The following is a 17,872-nucleotide window of genomic DNA, read 5'->3' as shown; positions in this document are numbered from 1 at the left end:
TGTCCGGAGGATGGTGTTCCGTATGAATCTCCTGTGAATCCTGTGAAGCCGGTGTGAAGGCCGGGTCATGCCCTGACAGGACCCGCTATGTCGGACGTCGGCGGTCGATCGGCGGCTATCCGCGCCGCTCGTACACCGTGACCCGGCGCCCCCGCACCTGCCGGTCCGCCACCACCGCGAAGTGCTCCCGAAGGACGGCCGCCTTGGCCTTGTCCCGCTCCGCCGACGGCGGCTTCGCCACCTTCTCCGCGTCCGTCACCAGCAGTATCCGCCGCTGCCCGAGCAGCGCCGCCCGGATCCGCGCGGGGTCCGCCTCCTCGCCCTTCAGGGTGGCCGAGGCGGCCGGCGACGCGGCCAGAGCCACATCGGCCAGGCCCCCGAAGGCGCCGGGCGAGACCAGCGCGGTGTCCCGTCGCGCGGCCGGGACGAACAACACCGCGTCCCCGTCCCGCTTCAGCCCGGCCACCTCGCCGGCCACCGCGAGGACGTCGTCGATCCGGCTGGCCGGGGCCCGCTTGTCCAGTTCCACCGGCAGCAGGGCCAGCACCGAGAGCCCGGCCACGCCCGGCACCAGCAGGCCCGCCGCCCTCGGCAGGCGGCGTGCACAGGCCCTTACGGCGGCGCCCAGGGCGGCGCCGATCAGCAGCGCCAGCCCGACCATGCTGAACAGCACGTACCGGTCCTGGAACAGCGGCTGCACCAGGGACAGCCCGATCAGCCCGAGCTGCGGCACCGCCAGGAGCGGCAGGCCGACCGCGGCCACCGGGAGCGCCCCACGGTCCGGCAGGTCCGACCGCTCCGGCCGGCCCGCCCAGGCGCCGAGCCCGCCGACCGCCAGGAGGATCCCCGGCCCGATCAGCATGTGCCAGGTCAGCGGCGGTATCCAGGACACCTGCTCCGACTGGCCGCGGCTGAACAGGATCAGCGGCAGTACCCCCGCCACCGCGCCCGAGCCGTACGCCGCCCAGCGCAGCCACACCCCCCGCCCGGCCCGCACCCACCCCAGGGTCGCCGCGTGCGCGGGTAGTACCAGCAGGGAAAGCCAGTTCAGCAGGGCGCACACCAGCACGGTGACCGCGTACGCCGTCCAGCGCGGCCAGGTCCGCCGTCCCGGCCCGCGCTCCAGTATCGAGACCAGCAGCAGCGTGGAGAGCCCGGCCCCCGCCGCGACCAGCGCGTACGGACGCCCCTCCTGGAGGTAGAACTGGACCGCCGGCAGCAGCCCGAGGGCCAGCCCGCCGCCGAGCCCGGCCCAGAACCCGGCCAGGCGCCGCCCGATCAGCCCCACGCACGCCGCTGCGGCCGAGACGGCCAGCACGGACGGCAGCCGCAGGGTCGCCGTACTGGCCCCGAAGACCTCGAAGAGGCAGTGCATCAGCAGGTAGTAGAGCCCGTGCACGGCGTCCACGTTCGCGAGCATCGCCCATATCTCGCCCGGCGAGCGCCCGGCCACCTGCCAGGTCGCGGCCTCGTCCCGCCACACGCTGTCCTGCCGGGTGAGCCCCCACAGACCGAGCCCCAGGGTCCACAGCAAGGGGACCAGCCACACCACCAGGCGCCGACACCGGGATTCAGCTGTGGCGGATATGTCGGAAGGCATGAAGGTGCGCTGATCCTCGGTGCGGGGCGTCGGCGGAAAGCACCAGTCTATGGACGCCACGGAGGGTTTCCGGACCGGGTGTTGTGCACCACGGAGCGTGATCGTCCGGCCCACCCGCCCCTAGCCTCGCCGCAGGAGCACGAACGAGGGGCGGTACCCGGTGAACTGGCTCATCCACGACTACCGCGAGAGCGATCTCGCCGCGGTGGTCCATCTGATCGACACCACGGCCGAACTCGGCCAGGAGTCCGTCTTCTCGCTCGCCGAGTGCATCGGCGCGCTGACCGACCGCCAGCCCTGTGTGGTCGCCGTCCACCAGGGCGTCCCCATCGGCGCGGCGCTCGCCTGCGTCACCGGCGAACGGGCCTGGGTCATGCGCATCGCGATCGCCGCCGGCTGGCGCGGCCGGGGCCTGGCCAGCGCCCTGCTCGTCGAACTGGAGCGACGGCTCATCGCCGCGCGCGTCGGGCGCATCGCGTACGTCCTGCCCGAGGAGGACATGCTCGGCGAGGGCCTCCTCAACGCCGGGTACACCCGGCAGCCGGCCGTCGCCTACTTCGAGAAGACCGAGCCGCTGCACGGACCGGCCGCGGGACTGCTCGACGACCTCGGCGGCCGCTTCCTGCCGAACGACCTGTGGACCAAGGTCGCCGGCATGGAGAAGGAGAAGGACCTCATCGAGCGGCGCGTGGTGCTGCCGCTCGCCGAGCCCGAGCGGGCCGCCTCGCACGGGGTGCGGCCGCCGCGCGCCATCACCCTCTTCGGCCCGCCCGGCACCGGCAAGACCACCTTCGCCCGGGCCATCGCCTCCCGCCTCGGCTGGCCCTTCGTGGAACTGCTGCCCTCCCGCCTCGCCGACGAGGGCAACCTGGCGGCCGCGCTGCGCGACGCGTTCGCCCGGATCGCCGAGCTGGAGCGGGTACTCGTCTTCATCGACGAGGTCGAGGAGATCGCCCCGGTGCGCACCGAGCCCGCGCAGCCCGGCGGGATCCACGGGGTGACGAACGAGCTGCTGAAGCTGATACCGGGCTTCCGGGAGGGCGACGAGCGGCTGCTGGTGTGCGCCACCAACTCCATCCGGTCCCTCGATCCGGCTTTCCTTCGGCCCGGGCGCTTCGACTACCTCATCCCGATCGGCACCCCGGACGCCGGGGCGCGGGCCGCCATCTGGTCCCGTTACACGGCCGGCCGCGCGGACGTCGACGTGGACGCCCTGGTGGCGGCGACCGAACTGTTCACGCCCGCCGACATCGAGCACGCGGCGCGGATCGCGGCACAGGTGTCCTTCGAGCGGGACCTGGAGGCGGTGGGCGCACGCGGCGCGGCGGCCGCGCAGCTGGGCGCGACCACGCGCGACTACCTGGCGGCGGTACGGCAGTGCCGGCCGACGGTGACCCCGGCGATGACGGGCGAGTTCGAGGCGGACATCACCGCGCACGCCCGCTTCTGACCCCGGCTTCCGACCCCGGTCGGAGCCCCTGACGTCCGTCCCCCGGTTGCGGCGGGGGCGGAACGCGAAACGGCCCGCGGCCACCCCCCGAGGTGGCCGCGGGCCTGCCGCACCTCGGCCGGACGGCCGGGGACCGGCTTGCGCTACCGTCGCCGCATGGGCTTCGTCGTCTTCATGACCCTTCCCGGTCTGGCTCTGGTGCTCACCGCCGTGGCCTTCCTCGACCTGGCACTCGTCCGAGCGGGCCGTGCCGGGCTGCTGCCCTGGCGGTGGAACGGCCGTCAGGGACAGATGTCCGCCACCGGCTTCGAGCAGCTGCACGCCAGTTTCTCGCCGGGCAAGCAGAACGAGCTCAAGGAGCGGCAGAGCGCCCTCGTCATGCGCGACGACGAGGAGGACGGCGCCCCGCCGCGCACCCGGGTCGACCTCGACGGCGGACTCGCCGTCGTCCGGCTGCCCACGACCTCCTAAGGCGTACAGCGGTACGTGAAGTCCACCGCGGCCGTCCGCTGCCCGGGCGACACCAGCTGCAGTTCCGCCCGTGCCGGGTAGCTCCCCGTGCCCCGGAAGGTCCACAGCAGGTGCAGCCGGGCCTCCCGCTGCCCGCGCGGCACCCGTTCGGTCAGCCGCTCGGACCGGGTGCCGTCGCTGCGCACCCACCGGTAGGTGAGGACGCCCGGGCGCCCGTTGGTCGCCACGACGGCCACCACGTCGGCCGCCGCGTCACAGGCGGGTCCCTTGGGATCGGTGCTCACGGTCACGTCCCGGACCTCGATCCCGGGACCGAACCGCTGCCACCCGAGATACGCGAGGACCGCGGCCAGGACGAGCGCCGCGAGGGCGTACCGCCGCAGCCCGGCCAGGCGGCGCCGCCGGGGCGGCGGCGCGACGGCCGCCGGGACGTCGAGCGGGAACGGCGCGGGCATGGCCGCTGTCACCCCGGGCCCGAACCGGAGCACGGAGCCCTCGACCCGGTCGGGTGCCACCTCCTGGGGAGCCATCCTCTTCGTCGTGTCCGGCGGGCCGCTGAACCAGTGGCTGCCGAGGACGGTGGCGCTGTAGTCGTCGCCCTCGGGGACGCCGGCACCGCTCATCGTGGCACCTCCGGCTCCTTGCAGCGCAGCAGGTACTGCGAGGCCGACGCGGACTTGTTCCCGGCGGCGGGCTTGGTGGTGACGCGCACGCCGCCGTAGCAGCCGCCGCCGCGCGTGAAGGTGTGGGGCACGGGGTCGAGTGCCGAGCCGGCCTGCATCACGAACGACTCCATGCCGTCGCGGACGGAGTAGGAGCCCGGTGTACTGCCCAGGAACCACTCCACCGTGACCGTGACCGGTCCGGTGCCCTGGGTGGCGACCGAGATGGTCGCGTCGCCCCGGTAGACGCCGGGCCTGAGCGTGACGGAGACGTCCGTGACCTTCAGCGTCGGAGCGGGCGTCGGTGTCGGGGTCGGCGTGGGAGGCCGGCTCACCGTCGGCGTCGGGGCGGGGCTCGTCGACCACGACGGAGAAGGCGTCGGGGACCCGGACGCGGACGGCGAGGGGCTCGGGGACGCCGAGGGGCTCGCACTCGGCGAGGGGGAGGCGGAGCCCGTCGGGGCCGGGCTCGCGCTCGGCGGGGCCGACCCGGGCGGGGCCGCGCTCGTCGTGGCGAAGGCGCTCACCGCGGAAGCCGCGTCCGGGGCCGCGCCGATCGCGTCCGTCGTCAGCACCAGTACGGTCCCCAGTACCAGCGCCACGCCCGCCGCGAGCCAGCCGCGGCGACCCGGTGCCCAGCCGGAACCGCTGGGCACGGTGGTCGTGGCGAACGCCGTGGTGCCGGCCGCCGGGCCGCCCGCCGAGGGGAAGAGCAGCGGCAGCAGGGCGGCCAGCGCCGCCAGCTTGCGCTGCCCGCGCTCCTCCCACTCGGGCCCGTACGCCGCCAGCGCCACGCCCTCCAGCTCGGCCACGAACGCCTCGGCGTTCTCCGGCCGCTGCTCGGGTGCCTTCGCGAGGCCGCGCCGGATCAGTGGACGCACGGGCTCGGGCGCTTCCGTCTCCGGTACCGGAGCCTCGATGTGCTGGACGGCGAGTTCGGCAAAGTTCTCCCCGTCGAAGGGCTTGCGGCCGGTGAGGCACTCGAAGAAGGTCGCCGTCGCCGCGTACACGTCGGCCGCGGGCGAGGCCGGCCGGCCCTGCCACTGCTCGGGAGCCATGTAGGCGGGGGTTCCGGCCACGCCGGGCGTGCTGCCGCGGTTCGCCGCGATCCCGAAGTCCACCAGCTTCGACGAGCCGTCCGGTGCGACCAGCACGTTCTCCGGCTTGTAGTCCCGGTGGACGACGCCGGCCCGGTGCGCCGCCGCCAGCCCCAGCAGGGACCCCTTGAGCACCACCAGCGCGGCCTCGGCGTCGGCCCGCCCGGACTGCTTCAGCAGCGCGCGCAGGGAGATGCCGTCCACCAGCTCCATGACGATGGCCGCGCCGCCGGACGCCTCCACGTACTCGTACAGCCTGACCACGTACGGGGTCTGCAGCCCGCCCAGGAGGCGGGCCTCGGCCCGGAACTCCCCGACGAACGCCGGATCCCGGCGCAGCCGGTCGCTGAGGTACTTCACCGCGACCGGGGTGCCCGTGCCGTCGTGGACGGCGAGCACCACGCGGCCGCTGCCGCCCGAACCGAGCTCACGGACCTCGGTGTAACCGGGGACCGACCATGCCGCCCTCGTGTCCTTCATCGTTCCCGCCCCCTGCCTGCCGTGTGGTGCCGCCGCATCGCCGGACGACCCGACCGGTCCCGGACCGGCGTCCACCCGGCCCTCCCCGGGCCGGACGCCCCAAGGGACGTGGTTTCCGCCGTGGCCGGTTCCCAACCACGGCGGACGGCTCAGGCCGCGGCCGACATGGCGCCGATCATGGTGTGCAGCCGGTCGGCCGCCGCCCGCCCGAAGGCCGGATCGTTGATGTGTGTGTCGTAGTCGTAGAGCCTCGTGGCACTGCCCCGCAGGCCCTCGCGCAGCGCGGAGAACAGGGCCCGGTCCGCGCCGGGGTCATGGTAAGGCCCGCCCGGCGCGCCGAGCGTGGACAGTCCACGGAGCGGGACGCATACCGCTGTGGGGCCGCTCGCCGCGCACAGTTTCGCGGCGACCCGGCGGCCGAGCTCCGCGCATTCGGCCGGGGTCGTACGGGTCACCGTGATGGACGGATTGTGGACGTGGACGCCCCGCTCGCGGACCCGCCGGGGCAGGCTCTCCAGCGGGCCGAACTTCACCATGTCCAGCGCCCCCAGGCTCACCACCTGGGGGATTCCGGCCCGCCCGGCCGCGCTGAGCCGGTCCGGGCCCGCGGTGAGGATGCCGCCGCACAGGTCGTCGGCGAGCTCGCTGAGGGTCAGGTCGAGGACGCCCGCGAAGACCCCCTGGCCGGCCAGCGTCTCCAGGGTGCGGCCGCCGGTGCCGCTGACGTGGAAGACCAGCACCTCGTAGCCCAGTTCCGTCAGCCGCTCGCGCGCCGCGTCCACCCCGGCCGTGGTCACGCCCGCCATGCTCGCCGCGACCACGGGGCGGCCGGCCGCGCCCAGCCGGGGCGGGCGGCCCTCCGCGGAGGTACGGGCATACGCCCGGGCCATCCCGGTGATCGCCGCCACGGCGTTGCCCAGGACCGGGGCGGAGACGCTGTTGATCCCCGCGATGTCCACCACGCTGTACATCATCGTGATGTCCGAGGAGCCCACGTAGGGGCGGACGTCGCCGGACGCCATGGACGAGACCATCAGTTTCGGTACGCCCAGTGGCAGGGCGCGCATCGCCAGGGTGGCGATGGAGGTGCCGCCGCTCCCGCCGATGGCGAGCACCCCGTGCAGCCTGCCCTCGGCGTGGAGGCGTAAGAGGGTCGCCTCCGCGCCCCTCGCCATGGTGGTCACGGCCGCGCCCCGGTCGGCGGCCGTGCGCAGTTCCGACAGTTCCGTCCCGGCCGACCGGGCCACCGCCTCGCGCGGTACGTCGGCGGGCACCCGGGGTTCGCCCATGATTCCCGTGTCGACCAGTACCACTTCGACGCCGGCGCGCAGCAGCCTCTCGCGCAGCCAGCCGTACTCCACACCCTTGGTGTCCAAGGTCCCCACCAGCACGACGTTGGTCATGTGTGCAATGTCCATGCAGGTAAGGGTGTTGGCAAGTGCAAGTGTGGGTCAAACCTTCAGGAGCTCCAACAGTCGTTCCAAGAACGGGAGTTGGGAAGGAATCAGCATGTTTTTCGCCAGGGGCGGAGCAAACCAGGCCACCTGGTCCAGCTCCGGGAACGCCTGGACGTTCCCGGAGTGCGGAGGCCACTCCATCGTGAAGGTCCCGGGCACCATCAGCGCGGGGTCGAGGTCCGCCTCCACCGCCCAGATGGTCACGAGCTTGCCGCTGGACAGGAGGACTTCGCCCAGCGGCAGGTAGTCGCCCTCGGGCGGGGGCAGCCCGATCTCCTCGGTGAACTCGCGGCGGGCCGCGTCCCGGGGAGTCTCGTCCGGGCCGTACTCACCCTTGGGGATGGCCCAGTCACCGCTCTTGCGGCCGGCCCAGAGCGGCCCGCCCATGTGTCCGAGGAGTACCTCGACACCGGGCTCCGGCTCCGGACCGGTCCGCCGGAAGAGGAGCAGTCCGGCACTGCGTTTGTGTGTCATGGGTGCATCCATGCCCCGTACGGACCCCGGTCAGTGACCCGGACACGCGTTCTGCCGTCAGTGGTCGTGCGGGCCCTGCCGGTGCACCGGGCCGTGCGCGTCCGCGCAGTGCGCGTCGGAGGTGCCCCCGCCCGCACGGCCGACCGTGAGCAGGGAGTCCTGCGCGTGGTCCACCTGGAGGGTGGTGTGCGTGATCCCGTACTCCTTCTCGAGCAGCCGCTCCAGCTCCCGGCGCACGGCGTGGCAGTCGCCCGCCGGCTCCACCAGCACGTGCGCGGACAGGGCCGCCTGGCCCGAGGTGATCGTCCAGATGTGCAGGTCGTGGACCTCGGTGACCGGCGGGTGCCCGACGAGGCGGTCACCGACCGCGTCCGGGTCCACATGGGCCGGGGCGGCCTCCAGGAGGATCCGGCCGGACTCGCGGACCAGCCCGTAACCCGCCTTGACCATCAGCACCACCACGACCAGCGTGGCGATCGCGTCCGCCTGCCGGAAGCCGGTGGTCAGCACGATCAGACCGGCGACAGCGGTGCCGATGAAGGCGAAGAGGTCGTTCAGGATGTGCTGGTAGGCGCCCTCGACGACGAGCGTGGAACGGTTCGCCCGGGAGATGCACCAGGCCGCGGCCACGTTGACGACGATGCCCGCGAGCGCGGTCACGACGACCAGCCCGCCCTCCACCGGCGGCGGGTCCATCAGCCGCCGCACCGCCTCGTACGCCAGCCAGACCGCCAGCAGGATCAGCGTCAGCCCGTTCGCCTGGGCGGAGAGTATCTCGGCCCGCTTGAGGCCGTACGTGAAGCCGCCGCGGGCGGGGCGCGCGGCCAGCCGCATGGCGATCAGCGCCAGCACGATCGAGACCGCGTCGGTCAGCATGTGGGCCGCGTCGGAGATCAGGGCCAGCGAGTTGGCCATGACGCCGATGACCACCTCGACGGCCATGAACCCGCCGATCAGGGCGAGCGCGATGGCCAGCCACCGCCGGTCGGCATCGGCCGCCACGCCGTGGCTGTGCCCTCCGGGTCCGTGGCCGTGCCCGTGGCCGTCGTGCGCGTGGTCGTGCCCACTCATGGCGTCCCCCGTCTCGTCGCGGCACCCGTGTGTCGGGGTCCGTCGCGTGAAGTGAAGCGCACCCCGGCGGGATCGGCAAAGGCTGCAACGGGGACCGTTGTCATTACCCATAAGAGGCCTCTGACCTGCGACGATGCCCGACCGGTGCCGGACCTTCCCGATCGTGGGAAAATCTGGTCATGGTCCAGCGCCCAAGTGTGCCGACCGCGCCCCAGCTCGTCCTGGTGACCGACTGGGGCGCCACCGAGATGGATCCCGGCCGGATCTACCACGTCGGTCGGGACCCCCTTTGCGAGATCTGCCTCGACGACGCCCGCGTCTCCTGGCACCACGCGATCCTGCGCCCCGACGGCGACCACTGGACGCTGGAGGACGAGGGCAGCACCAACGGCACCTTCGCCGACGGCCACCGCGTCCAAGAGTGGAGCGTCGGCGTCGGCACGGAACTGCGCTTCGGCAGCGTCGAGGACGGGCCGCGCGCCGCCGTCGTCGGTCCCGCGCCGCCGCCTCCCCCGCCCGCACCACCCCCCGCGCCCGGCGCCGGCCGCCCCTCCCACGTCACGAACCCGGCCATGACCGGCACCTTCCGGCAGCCGACGACCGTACGCCCGCTACCCGTCCGCACCGCCGTCCGCATCGGCCGCGCCCCCGACAGCGACCTCGTCGTCGACGACCTCACCGTGTCCCGCCGGCACGCCGAACTGCACGCCCTCGCCGACGGCAGCTACGAGATCGTCGACCTCGGCAGCCACAACGGCACCTATCTCAACGGCGCCGCCGTGACCCGGGCCACCCGTGTCACCGAGGGCGACATCGTCGGCATCGGCCACTCGGTCTTCTGCCTCGTCGGCGACCAGCTCCAGGAGTTCGTGGACACCGGCGAGGTCTCCCTCGACGTCCAGGGCCTCACCGTCGCCGTCGACCAGGGCCGCAAGACCCTCCTCGACCAGGTCTCCTTCCCCGTCGGCGCCAAATGCCTGCTCGCCGTCGTGGGCCCCAGCGGAGCGGGCAAGTCCACCCTGCTCGGCGCGCTGACCGGCCTGCGCCCCGCCGACCAGGGCACCGTCCTGTACGACGGGCGCGACCTCTACCGCGACTACGCCGAACTGCGCAGCCGCATCGGCCTCGTCCCGCAGGACGACATCCTGCACTCCCAGCTCACCGTCCGGCGCGCCCTCACCTACGCCGCCGAACTGCGCTTCCCGCAGGACACCGCCAAGGCCGAACGCCAGGCCCGCGTCGACGAGGTGATCGGGGAACTCGGCCTCGAACAGCGTGCCGAGCAGCCCATCCACAGCCTCTCCGGCGGCCAGCGCAAACGCGTCTCCGTCGCCCTGGAACTGCTCACCAAGCCCTCCCTGCTCTTCCTGGACGAGCCCACCTCCGGACTCGACCCCGGCATGGACCGCTCGGTGATGAACATGCTGCGCGACCTCGCGGACGACGGCCGCACGGTCATCGTCGTCACCCACAGCGTGCTCAACCTCGAGGGCTGCGACCGGCTCCTCGTCCTCGCCCCCGGCGGGCGCATCGCGTACTACGGCGCCCCCGGGGAGGCCCTCGAATTCTTCGGCTTCGAACAGTGGCCCGAGGCCTTCGAAGCCTTCGAGAACCAGCGCGACCGCGACTGGGCCGGGGAGTACCGGGCCTCGCCGCTGTACCGGCGGCACGTCGACGTCACGGCCGGCCGGCTCCCGCTCGCGGCGCAGGCCGAACGGTCCGCCGGCGCTCCGCCGCAGCCGCCGCCCAAGGCCCAGAGCTGGGGCTCCCAGCTGTCCACCCTGATCCGCCGCTACGCCGCCGTGCTCAGGTCCGACCGGACCTTCCTGGTCATCATGGTCGGCCTGCCCTTCGTCATGGGGGCCATGGCCCGCGCACTGGCCGGCAACTCCCTCACGGCGGAGACGGCGCTGAACGCGCTGTTCATCCTGTGCGTGGGCGGAGTCCTGATCGGCGCCGCCAACGCGGTGCGCGAACTCGTCAAGGAACGCGTGATCTACCAGCGCGAGCGCTCGGTGGGCCTGTCCCGGTCGGCGTACCTGATGTCCAAGGTGGTGGTCCTCGGCGCGGTCACCGTCGCCCAGGCAGTGGTCCTCACCCTCGTGGGCCTCGCGGGCGTCACCATCAACGCACCCGGCGGCCGCGGTCTCTTCATGCCACCGCTCCTGGAGATCACCCTCGCGGTCGCCCTGCTCTCCGTCACCGCGATGCTGCTCGGTCTGCTGATCTCCGCCCTGGTGACCAAGGAGGAGGTCACCATGCCGCTGCTGGTCCTCCTCACGATCATCCAGGTCGTCTTCTGCGGCTCCCTGCTGAAACTCACCGGCGTCCCCGTCATCGAACAGCTGGCCTGGTTCGTGCCGGCCCGGTGGGCCATGGGAGCGATGGCGGGCACCATCGACCTCGGCGCGATCGTGCCCGGCAAGATCACCCAGGACCCGCTGTTCGATCACAAGGCCCACCTCTGGCTCCTCGAAATGGGCATGCTCGTCGTCCTGTCCGTGCTGTTCGGCGTCCTGGTGGCCCGGCTGCTGCGCCGCCACGAGCCGACCGTCATGCGGAAGTAGGCCCCATGAGCAGCCCGCTGGGCCCCGGAGGCGAGGTGGCGGACTTCCGGCCCACGCATGTGGTGCCGCAGGAGGGACTGCCCGCCTGGGAGGGCCCCGACGTCTCCCGGCCGACCGTGCCCCTGGACCCGTTCCTGCCCGTGCAACTGCTGTCCCGGCGCGGGGAGTGGGGGGAGGTGCTGTGCGCCAACGGCTGGTCCGCCTGGGTCGACGGGCGCCTGCTGGTCGCCGTACCGCACCCGCCGCCGACGGCCGCGGGACGGCCCCCCGTCCGCTCCGAGGATCCGCGGCCGCTCCTCACCCGCGGCTCCGAGGCCCTGGAACGCTACCGCCGGGCCGTGGACGAGCTCGCCTCCGGCCGGATCGACGCCGACGCCTTCCGCCGCTCGGTGCGCGGACTGCGGGCCGGGGTGGTCATCGACGGGGAGTCGGTCTGGCTCTACGACGAGAGGTCGGGCCGGTGGCTCTACGACGACGGGGACCGCATGTCGACCTACGCGGTCGTCGCCGGTCCGGGCGGCCCGTCCGCGCCCGAACCCGAACCCGCGCCCGCGCCCGAATCCGCGCCGCCGTCGCCGCCGGCCGAGACGAGTCCGGGCGGCGGGGCCGCCGTACGGAGGGAACCGCCCCCCACCGACGCGGTCGGCATCCCGCGCGAAGGGCCCAAGGACCGGTCCGACCGGGCGGCGGCCCATGACCCGACGCGGATCGTGGACACCCGCGATCCCGGGGGCGGCTGACGGTGGACGAGGAACGGGCGCAGCCCGCCGGCGGGTCCCCGACCGACCTGCGCGGGAAGCAGATCGCCGGGTACCTGGTGGAGAGCGAGATCGGGCGCGGCGGCATGGCCGTCGTCTACGAGGCACGGGACCTGCGGCTCGACCGGCGGGTGGCACTGAAGCTGCTGGCCCCCGAGCTGGCCCGGAACGACACCTTCAGGCAGCGGTTCGCCCACGAGTCGAAGGTGGCGGCGACCATCGAGCACCCGCACATCGTGCCCGTGTTCGAGGCGGGGGAGGCGGACGGACTCCTCTACATCGCCATGCGCCTCGTCGAGGGACCGGACCTGCGGGTGATGCTGGACCGGACGGGCCCGCTGCCGGTGGAGACGGCCGCGCGCATCGCCGGCCAGGTGGCCTCCGCGCTGGACGCCGCCCACGCCCACGACCTGGTCCACCGGGACGTGAAACCGGGGAACATCCTGATCGCCCCGGGCACGGACCGGGACCACCCGGAACACGCCTACCTCACGGACTTCGGTCTGACGAAGAAGTCGCTGTCGCTGACCGGGTTCACGACCGACGGGCAGTTCGTCGGCACCCTGACCTACGTGGCGCCGGAACAGATCTCCGGCAAGCCGGTGGACGGCCGCTGCGACGTCTACAGCCTGGGGTGCGTCGTCTACGAGGCCCTCGCCGGGGAGCCGCCCTTCCAGCGCGACGACGACATCGCCCTGCTGTGGGCCCACCAGTACGACGCCCCGCCCCCGCTGAGCTCGCGGCGGCCCGGACTGCCGCAGGAGGTGGACGCCGTCCTCGCGAAGGCGCTGGCCAAGTCGCCGGACGACCGGTGGAGCAGCTGTCTGGAGTTCACCGGGACCCTGCGGCGGGCGGGGGAGGCCGGCGGGCCGCCGCAGGCGGGGACGACGGGGCCGGCGGGCGATGCGGGGCAGACCGCGCGTCCCGATCTGCCCGCCCCGCCGCCGGTGCCGGCCTGGGCGCTGCCGGTGTTCGGCCGTCCGGTGCCCGGATCCCGGGGGACGGCCTGAGCCGCACCCACGGGGCTGGGCCGTCTACCCGGGTGTCGCGCGGGTCGCGGCGGCCGGTTCGTCGACACGGCCGCGCCGGTGCAGCGGACGGGCCAGCAGGGCGCCGAGGAATCCCGCCACGGCGCCCCACAGGAGCCCGAGACCGACGTTGCGCCACAGCACGGGCTGCAGCCGGACCTGGCCGCCGAGGCCGTCCACCTCGCCGATGCCCAGCAGGGAGAGGCCGAACTGCGCCTGGATCCGGCCCAGCAGACAGACCGCGAGGGTTGCCAGGGCCAGGGCCACGCCCAGGTGCAGGGCGTGCTGCCAGGGGCGGACGTGGGCGGGGGAGCGTACGGCCGCCAGTACGCCCGTGCCGAGCAGCAGGACGGCGGCCACCGCCACCAGCCACCAGGCCCGGGAGTCCTGTTCCGCGAGCGCGGCCACGTCGATCCGGGACGGGTCGGAGCCGCGCAGGACCTGGTCCAGCAACTGCGGCATCGGCAGCCCGAAGGGCCCCTCGACGTTGCCCTCCCAGGCGCCGCCGAAGCCCAGGGTGAGCGCGAGCCAGACGAGGTTCGGCAGCCCGAGCAGGATCACGGCGAAGGTCCGGTCGGCATGGCCCTGGGTGGCGGCCACGACCACGCCGACCCCGATGCCGAGGACGACGTAGGCGAGGAGCAGCAGCATCGTGGCGAAGGCGGCCGGGCGCAGCGCCGTGTGGAAGCGGACCAGCCGGGCCGGGAGCGGCGCGCGCCGCGAGACCAGCAGGGCGATCACCAACAGACCCAGGATCCAGAGCAGTCCGTACAGGAGCGTGGCCGGCAGGTCGGCCCGGAAGCCCACCGTGGGTGCGGAGTCCAGGAGTTCGGTGATGGTCCCGATGGGGGAGTCGCCGGTGGAGATGCCGAAGGTCTCGCGGGCGAGGAAGGCGGCGCCGGTCAGGGCGAGCAGCCACAGCACGACCAACGGGACCGCACGGGCGATGAGTTCGCGGGGCCGGGCAACGGCCCGGTTGTGCAGGGGGCGCAGGAAGAGGTAGCCGGTCACGAGGGCGCCCGCCAGGCTCACCGAGAGGGGGACCACCGACAGGCTCACCTCAGCCCCCGCCAGCGAACCGGCACCGCCCGAAACCTCCAGCGAGCCGCCCGCCGCCATCACCACGACCGCGGCGGCCACATGCGGGAACGCGCCGCCCGGGAGGTCGCCCGCGCCCGCGCACAGCAGCCCGGCGACGGCGACCGCGGTCATCACCACGAATCCCGCGACGACCGCGACGAGGGCGTCCCGCCATGCCCTCGCGGAGCCCCCCGACGATGACGATTCCGGCGTCCGACTCACCCTGCCACCGTGACATCCCCGGCTTGCGGGCACCACCCGGACGGCGCACACAATGGTCCCCGGGGAACTCACTCCTCCTGGGAAGAAGAGCCCGTGACCACACAACCCTCCGGCCGACCGCCGTCTTCAGGACGCCCCACCGGGCCGCCCTCCGGTCCGCTCTCGGGCGGGCAGCAGGGCACTCCGCCGCCACCGCCGCCGCCGGCGCCGCCCGGTGGGCCGGGTGGGCCGGGCGGGACCGGAGGCCCGGGTCAGGGGCCGGCCGGTGGGCCCTGGTGGCGCTCCGTGCCACGCCTCGTCACCGCGCTGGTCGCGGTGGCGGCGGTCGTGGCCCTGGCGGTGGTCCTCACCCGGCCCGGCGGGAAGACCGACAACGCCGGCGGCGAGGTGTTCCTCCAGCCCGTCGCCGCCTCCGGACCCGACCCCTTCACGGAGTCCACGGTGGTGAAGGACGCACCGCCCCCGCCGGAGAGCCCGCCACCCTCTTCCCAGGGCACGGTCAGTCCGAGTGCCAGCCCGACAGGCCCGGTGGGTACCAGGAGCGTCAGCGGCTCCGCGCCCGGCGTGTACGGCGGCACCAGGAACGTCGCCAGCTGTGACGTCGAGAAGCTGATCGGGTCGCTGGGCGCGGATCCCGCCAAGAACGCGGCCTTCGCCCAGGCCCAGGGCATCCAGCCGGCCGCGGTTCCCGGTTACCTCCGCTCCCTCACCTCGGTGCAGCTGCGGTTCGACACCCGGGTGACGAACCACAGCTACCGGGACGGCAAGCTCGTCCCCTACCAGGCGGTGCTCCAGGCCGGGACGGCCGTGCTGGTGGACGACCGGGGAGTGCCGCGCGTGCGCTGCGCGTGCGGCAACCCGCTCGGCCCGCCGGTGCCGCTCAAGGCCGCGCCGAAGCGCTTCGGGCAGACGTGGCCCTCGTACCAGCCGGCGAAGGTGGTGGCCATCGCACCGGCCCCGACCGTCGTCAACAAGATCGTGATCTACGACCACCGGGACAACCAGTGGTACGAGCGCCCCAAGGGCGGTGACCACCAGGGCAAGCCCAAGCCCGACAGGCCGATCCCGCCACCGCCCGTCCCTACACCGCCGCTCACGCCCCCGCCGACGACCCCGAACCCGTCCGGGACCTCGCCGCGGCCGACCCCGTCCGGAACGTCCCCGACCCCGAGCACGTCCGTGACGTCGCCGACACCGACGAAGTCCGCGTCGAAGTCCCCGTCCGAGTCACCGTCGAAGTCCCCGTCCGAGTCGCCGTCGAAGTCTCCTTCGAAGTCTCCTTCGAAGTCCCCGTCCGAGTCGCCCTCGAAGTCCCCTTCGGAGTCCCCGTCGAAGTCGCCCTCGAAGCCCCCGTCCGGGTCCCCGTCGAAGTCTGCGTCCGAGTCGCCGAAGAAGACCCCGGACGGGTCGCCTTCGGCATCGCCCTCGAAGCCGTCCGACGAGTCGAAGCCGCCTTCGAAGCCTGCCTCGGAGCCCGCCTCGCAGACGCCGTCGAAGCCGGCTTCCGAGCCGCCCGCGCAGTCACCGACGCCGAAGTCCGCACCCGCGACCCCCGCGTCGCCCCCTGCCCCGGCGACTCCGGGGTCTCCCGCACCGCGCCCGCCGACCTCGGCCGCCCCCGAGCGCCCGTCCGCCCCGCCGCCGCCCTCTGCGCCCCAGCCCTCCGCGCAGAAGCAGTCCGCGCCCCCGCCGCCGTCCGCCGCGCAGCCTTCCGCCCCGCAGCAGGAACCGGCCCGGACGGCCCCGCAGTCCGAGCCCGAGGGCCCGGCCCGGGAAAGCTGACGTCCGTCCACGACGCCCGACAGCGCCTCCTCCCGAACTCGGGAGGAGGCGCTGTCGGGGCGCGCCGCCGCGGCGGACCGGGGATCAGCCCCGGTCGCGGCGGGTGAGGGTGTCGCCCGCGACGCCCACCGCGAGGCCGAGGGCGATCATGACGATGTAGCTGTAGATCTCGTAGCCGTCGGGGGCGAGGTGACGGAGGAACCCCATGAAGTGGATCCAGCCGAGCCATTCGTGCAGCAGACCGCTCGCGCCGCCGACGGCGAGGACGAAGCACAGCACACCGGTGACACTGGCCAGCGGGGACTTCGGGGACTTCGGTGAGGTGGAGGTCATGCTCCGAAACTAGGAGCCGGGCGCCCTGCCGGACATCGGCCTTAGGGCTTCCGCGCTCGTACTTAAGTATCCGGTGCGGGCCGCGGAGGCCCGCTCACGCGCCCGCCCGCGTAGATTTCCGGGACATGCGCCGCATCCACCGCACTCGCCGGGACTGGGCCGCCGACCTGGCCCTGTTCCTCTTCGCCGCCTGCTTCGCCGCCGTCAGCTCCCAGTCCATTCCGGTCGCGGAGAGCCTCGGCCCGGGCTGGCGCGCCGCCGACCAGGCGGCCGGCGGGCTCGCGTGCGCGGCGGTCCTGCTGCGGCGGCGCGCGCCGGTCCGGCTGGCCGTGGTGCTGCTCCTGGCCGGCAGCATGGCGCACTACCTGACCGGGCCGACGATCGTGGCGGTGTACACGGTGGCCGCGACCCGGCCGTGGAGGGCCACCGCATGGGTGGCGGCCCTGGCCTTCGGACCGCTCCCCCTCTTCCTGTGGCAGCTGCCGGACATGCCCGAGGAGCGGGCCGGCTCGGCCGTGACGTACTTCGCCCTGATCGCCGGGGCCATCGGCTGGGGGCTGTTCCGGCGGTCCCGGCAGCAGCTCATCGCCTCGCTGCGCGAGCGCGCCGAGCTGGCCGAGGCGGACGCGGAGTCGAGGGCCGAGCGGGCCCGGATGGAGGCCAGGGAGGAGATCGCCCGTGAGATGCACGACGTGCTCGGCCACCGGCTGTCGCTGCTCAGCGTGCACGCGGGCGCCCTGGAGTTCAATCCCGGCGCCCCGCGGGCGGAGATCGAGCGGGCCGCGGGGGTGATGCGCGAGAGTGCCCACCTGGCACTGCACGACCTGCGCGAGGTGATCGGCGTACTCCGGGAGGGGCCCGGTACGGGCACGGGGGCCGCGGAGGGCGGCGAACGCCCGCAGCCCGAACTGGCCGACCTTCCCCGGCTGGTGGCGGAGGCGAGGGCCGCGGGCGGACGGATCGAGCTGGCCGGACCACCCGAAGGGGCCGCGCCGCCGCCCCTGGTGGGACGTACCGCGTACCGCATCGTGCAGGAGGCGCTGACCAACGTACGCAAGCACGCGCCCGGCGCGGCCGCCGACGTGCGCATCACCGGCGGCCCGGGCGACGGGCTGACGGTGGAGATCCGCAACGCCCCGCCGCCCGCACCGGATCCGGCCCCGGTCACGGTCCCCGGACCGGCCCGGGGCGGCGGGCAGGGGCTGATCGGGCTGGCCGAACGCGCCCGGCTGGCCGGCGGGGAACTGACGGCCCTCCCGGCCGGCGGCGGGTTCCGGGTGCGTGCCTGGCTACCCTGGCAGGGCTGACCGAAGATCAGGCAGCGAGAGCACGAGAGCACG

The 17,872-nt window shown here is 73.9% G+C and carries 14 protein-coding genes and 1 pseudogene; 7 read left to right on the top strand and 8 right to left on the bottom strand.

From position 1 onward, the window contains the following. Positions 1–115: 115 nt before the first annotated feature. Positions 116–1,600 carry a glycosyltransferase family 39 protein gene (locus ACXNSR_RS05145; protein ID WP_458640951.1) on the bottom strand — a complete coding sequence of 495 codons (1,485 nt, stop codon included), beginning with the start codon at positions 1,598–1,600 and terminating at the stop codon, positions 116–118. Positions 1,601–1,760: 160 nt separating this feature from the next. Between ACXNSR_RS05145 and ACXNSR_RS05140 the strand changes: the two genes are divergently transcribed. Next, positions 1,761–3,050 (top strand): ATP-binding protein, encoded by a 1,290-nt coding sequence (locus ACXNSR_RS05140; RefSeq protein ID WP_458640950.1) that lies wholly within the window; start codon positions 1,761–1,763, stop codon positions 3,048–3,050. A gap of 156 nt (positions 3,051–3,206) precedes the next feature. Continuing rightward, positions 3,207–3,521: a DUF6191 domain-containing protein gene (locus ACXNSR_RS05135; RefSeq protein ID WP_458640949.1), complete on the top strand. Its 315-nt coding sequence runs from the start codon at positions 3,207–3,209 to the stop codon at positions 3,519–3,521. Here the strand turns inward: ACXNSR_RS05135 and ACXNSR_RS05130 are convergent. The 5 genes from ACXNSR_RS05130 to ACXNSR_RS05110 form a co-directional block, all read right to left on the bottom strand. Beyond that, positions 3,518–4,144 (bottom strand): hypothetical protein, encoded by a 627-nt coding sequence (locus ACXNSR_RS05130; RefSeq protein WP_458640948.1) that lies wholly within the window; start codon positions 4,142–4,144, stop codon positions 3,518–3,520. The genes ACXNSR_RS05135 and ACXNSR_RS05130 overlap by 4 nt on opposite strands. Then, the gene (locus ACXNSR_RS05125) at positions 4,141–5,760 is read right to left on the bottom strand and encodes a serine/threonine-protein kinase (RefSeq protein WP_458640947.1); all 1,620 of its coding nucleotides are present in this window, start codon (positions 5,758–5,760) and stop codon (positions 4,141–4,143) included. The genes ACXNSR_RS05130 and ACXNSR_RS05125 overlap by 4 nt, the downstream gene beginning before the upstream one ends. Before the next feature lie 149 nt (positions 5,761–5,909). Then, positions 5,910–7,163, bottom strand: a complete 1,254-nt coding sequence (locus ACXNSR_RS05120) for a Tm-1-like ATP-binding domain-containing protein (RefSeq protein WP_458643568.1) — start codon at positions 7,161–7,163, stop codon at positions 5,910–5,912. Positions 7,164–7,211: 48 nt separating this feature from the next. Beyond that, a complete protein-coding gene (locus tag ACXNSR_RS05115) occupies positions 7,212–7,691 on the bottom strand; it encodes an NUDIX domain-containing protein (protein WP_458640946.1) in 480 nt (159 codons plus the stop codon). 57 nt (positions 7,692–7,748) lie between these two features. Beyond that, a complete protein-coding gene (locus ACXNSR_RS05110; protein ID WP_458640945.1) occupies positions 7,749–8,762 on the bottom strand; it encodes a cation diffusion facilitator family transporter in 1,014 nt (337 codons plus the stop codon). A gap of 179 nt (positions 8,763–8,941) precedes the next feature. On the opposite strand from ACXNSR_RS05110, the gene ACXNSR_RS05105 reads away from it, so the two are divergent. Genes ACXNSR_RS05105 through ACXNSR_RS05095 form a run of 3 tightly spaced genes read left to right on the top strand, consistent with a single transcriptional unit; the run spans position 8,942 to position 13,097 of the window. After that, positions 8,942–11,329 (top strand): ABC transporter ATP-binding protein/permease, encoded by a 2,388-nt coding sequence (locus ACXNSR_RS05105; RefSeq protein ID WP_458640944.1) that lies wholly within the window; start codon positions 8,942–8,944, stop codon positions 11,327–11,329. 5 nt (positions 11,330–11,334) lie between these two features. Then, positions 11,335–12,069: a hypothetical protein gene (locus tag ACXNSR_RS05100; protein WP_458640943.1), complete on the top strand. Its 735-nt coding sequence runs from the start codon at positions 11,335–11,337 to the stop codon at positions 12,067–12,069. Between the two features lie 2 nt (positions 12,070–12,071). Further along, entirely contained in the window at positions 12,072–13,097 is a 1,026-nt protein-coding gene (locus ACXNSR_RS05095; protein WP_458640942.1) for a serine/threonine-protein kinase, read from the top strand. Between the two features lie 24 nt (positions 13,098–13,121). On the opposite strand, the gene ACXNSR_RS05090 is transcribed toward ACXNSR_RS05095, so the two are convergent. Then, positions 13,122–14,417, bottom strand: coding sequence for a streptophobe family protein (locus tag ACXNSR_RS05090; protein WP_458640941.1), 1,296 nt, complete (start codon positions 14,415–14,417; stop codon positions 13,122–13,124). Positions 14,418–14,510: 93 nt separating this feature from the next. On the opposite strand from ACXNSR_RS05090, the pseudogene ACXNSR_RS05085 reads away from it, so the two are divergent. Continuing rightward, positions 14,511–15,806: pseudogene (locus ACXNSR_RS05085) on the top strand (DUF6777 domain-containing protein); the annotation flags it as partial. 477 nt (positions 15,807–16,283) lie between these two features. On the opposite strand, the gene ACXNSR_RS05080 reads toward ACXNSR_RS05085, so the two are convergent. Then, positions 16,284–16,532: a hypothetical protein gene (locus ACXNSR_RS05080; RefSeq protein WP_458640940.1), complete on the bottom strand. Its 249-nt coding sequence runs from the start codon at positions 16,530–16,532 to the stop codon at positions 16,284–16,286. Between the two features lie 125 nt (positions 16,533–16,657). Between ACXNSR_RS05080 and ACXNSR_RS05075 the strand changes: the two genes are divergently transcribed. Then, positions 16,658–17,839, top strand: a complete 1,182-nt coding sequence (locus ACXNSR_RS05075; RefSeq protein ID WP_458640939.1) for a sensor histidine kinase — start codon at positions 16,658–16,660, stop codon at positions 17,837–17,839. Positions 17,840–17,872 lie beyond the last annotated feature (33 nt).

This window comes from Streptomyces sp. NC-S4 (assembly GCF_054353315.1).
Note: the sequence above shows the minus strand (reverse complement) of the source record. Positions and strands in the feature narration are given on the sequence as shown.

Coding starts and splice junctions, on each gene's coding strand:
- ACXNSR_RS05115 (WP_458640946.1), bottom strand. CDS start 7,691: ATGACACACAAACGCAGTGCCGGACTGCTCCTCTTCCGGCGGACCGGT.
- ACXNSR_RS05100 (WP_458640943.1), top strand. CDS start 11,335: ATGAGCAGCCCGCTGGGCCCCGGAGGCGAGGTGGCGGACTTCCGGCCC.
- ACXNSR_RS05075 (WP_458640939.1), top strand. CDS start 16,658: ATGCGCCGCATCCACCGCACTCGCCGGGACTGGGCCGCCGACCTGGCC.
- ACXNSR_RS05105 (WP_458640944.1), top strand. CDS start 8,942: ATGGTCCAGCGCCCAAGTGTGCCGACCGCGCCCCAGCTCGTCCTGGTG.
- ACXNSR_RS05120 (WP_458643568.1), bottom strand. CDS start 7,163: ATGACCAACGTCGTGCTGGTGGGGACCTTGGACACCAAGGGTGTGGAG.
- ACXNSR_RS05145 (WP_458640951.1), bottom strand. CDS start 1,600: ATGCCTTCCGACATATCCGCCACAGCTGAATCCCGGTGTCGGCGCCTG.
- ACXNSR_RS05130 (WP_458640948.1), bottom strand. CDS start 4,144: ATGAGCGGTGCCGGCGTCCCCGAGGGCGACGACTACAGCGCCACCGTC.
- ACXNSR_RS05135 (WP_458640949.1), top strand. CDS start 3,207: ATGGGCTTCGTCGTCTTCATGACCCTTCCCGGTCTGGCTCTGGTGCTC.
- ACXNSR_RS05110 (WP_458640945.1), bottom strand. CDS start 8,762: ATGAGTGGGCACGACCACGCGCACGACGGCCACGGGCACGGCCACGGA.
- ACXNSR_RS05080 (WP_458640940.1), bottom strand. CDS start 16,532: ATGACCTCCACCTCACCGAAGTCCCCGAAGTCCCCGCTGGCCAGTGTC.
- ACXNSR_RS05125 (WP_458640947.1), bottom strand. CDS start 5,760: ATGAAGGACACGAGGGCGGCATGGTCGGTCCCCGGTTACACCGAGGTC.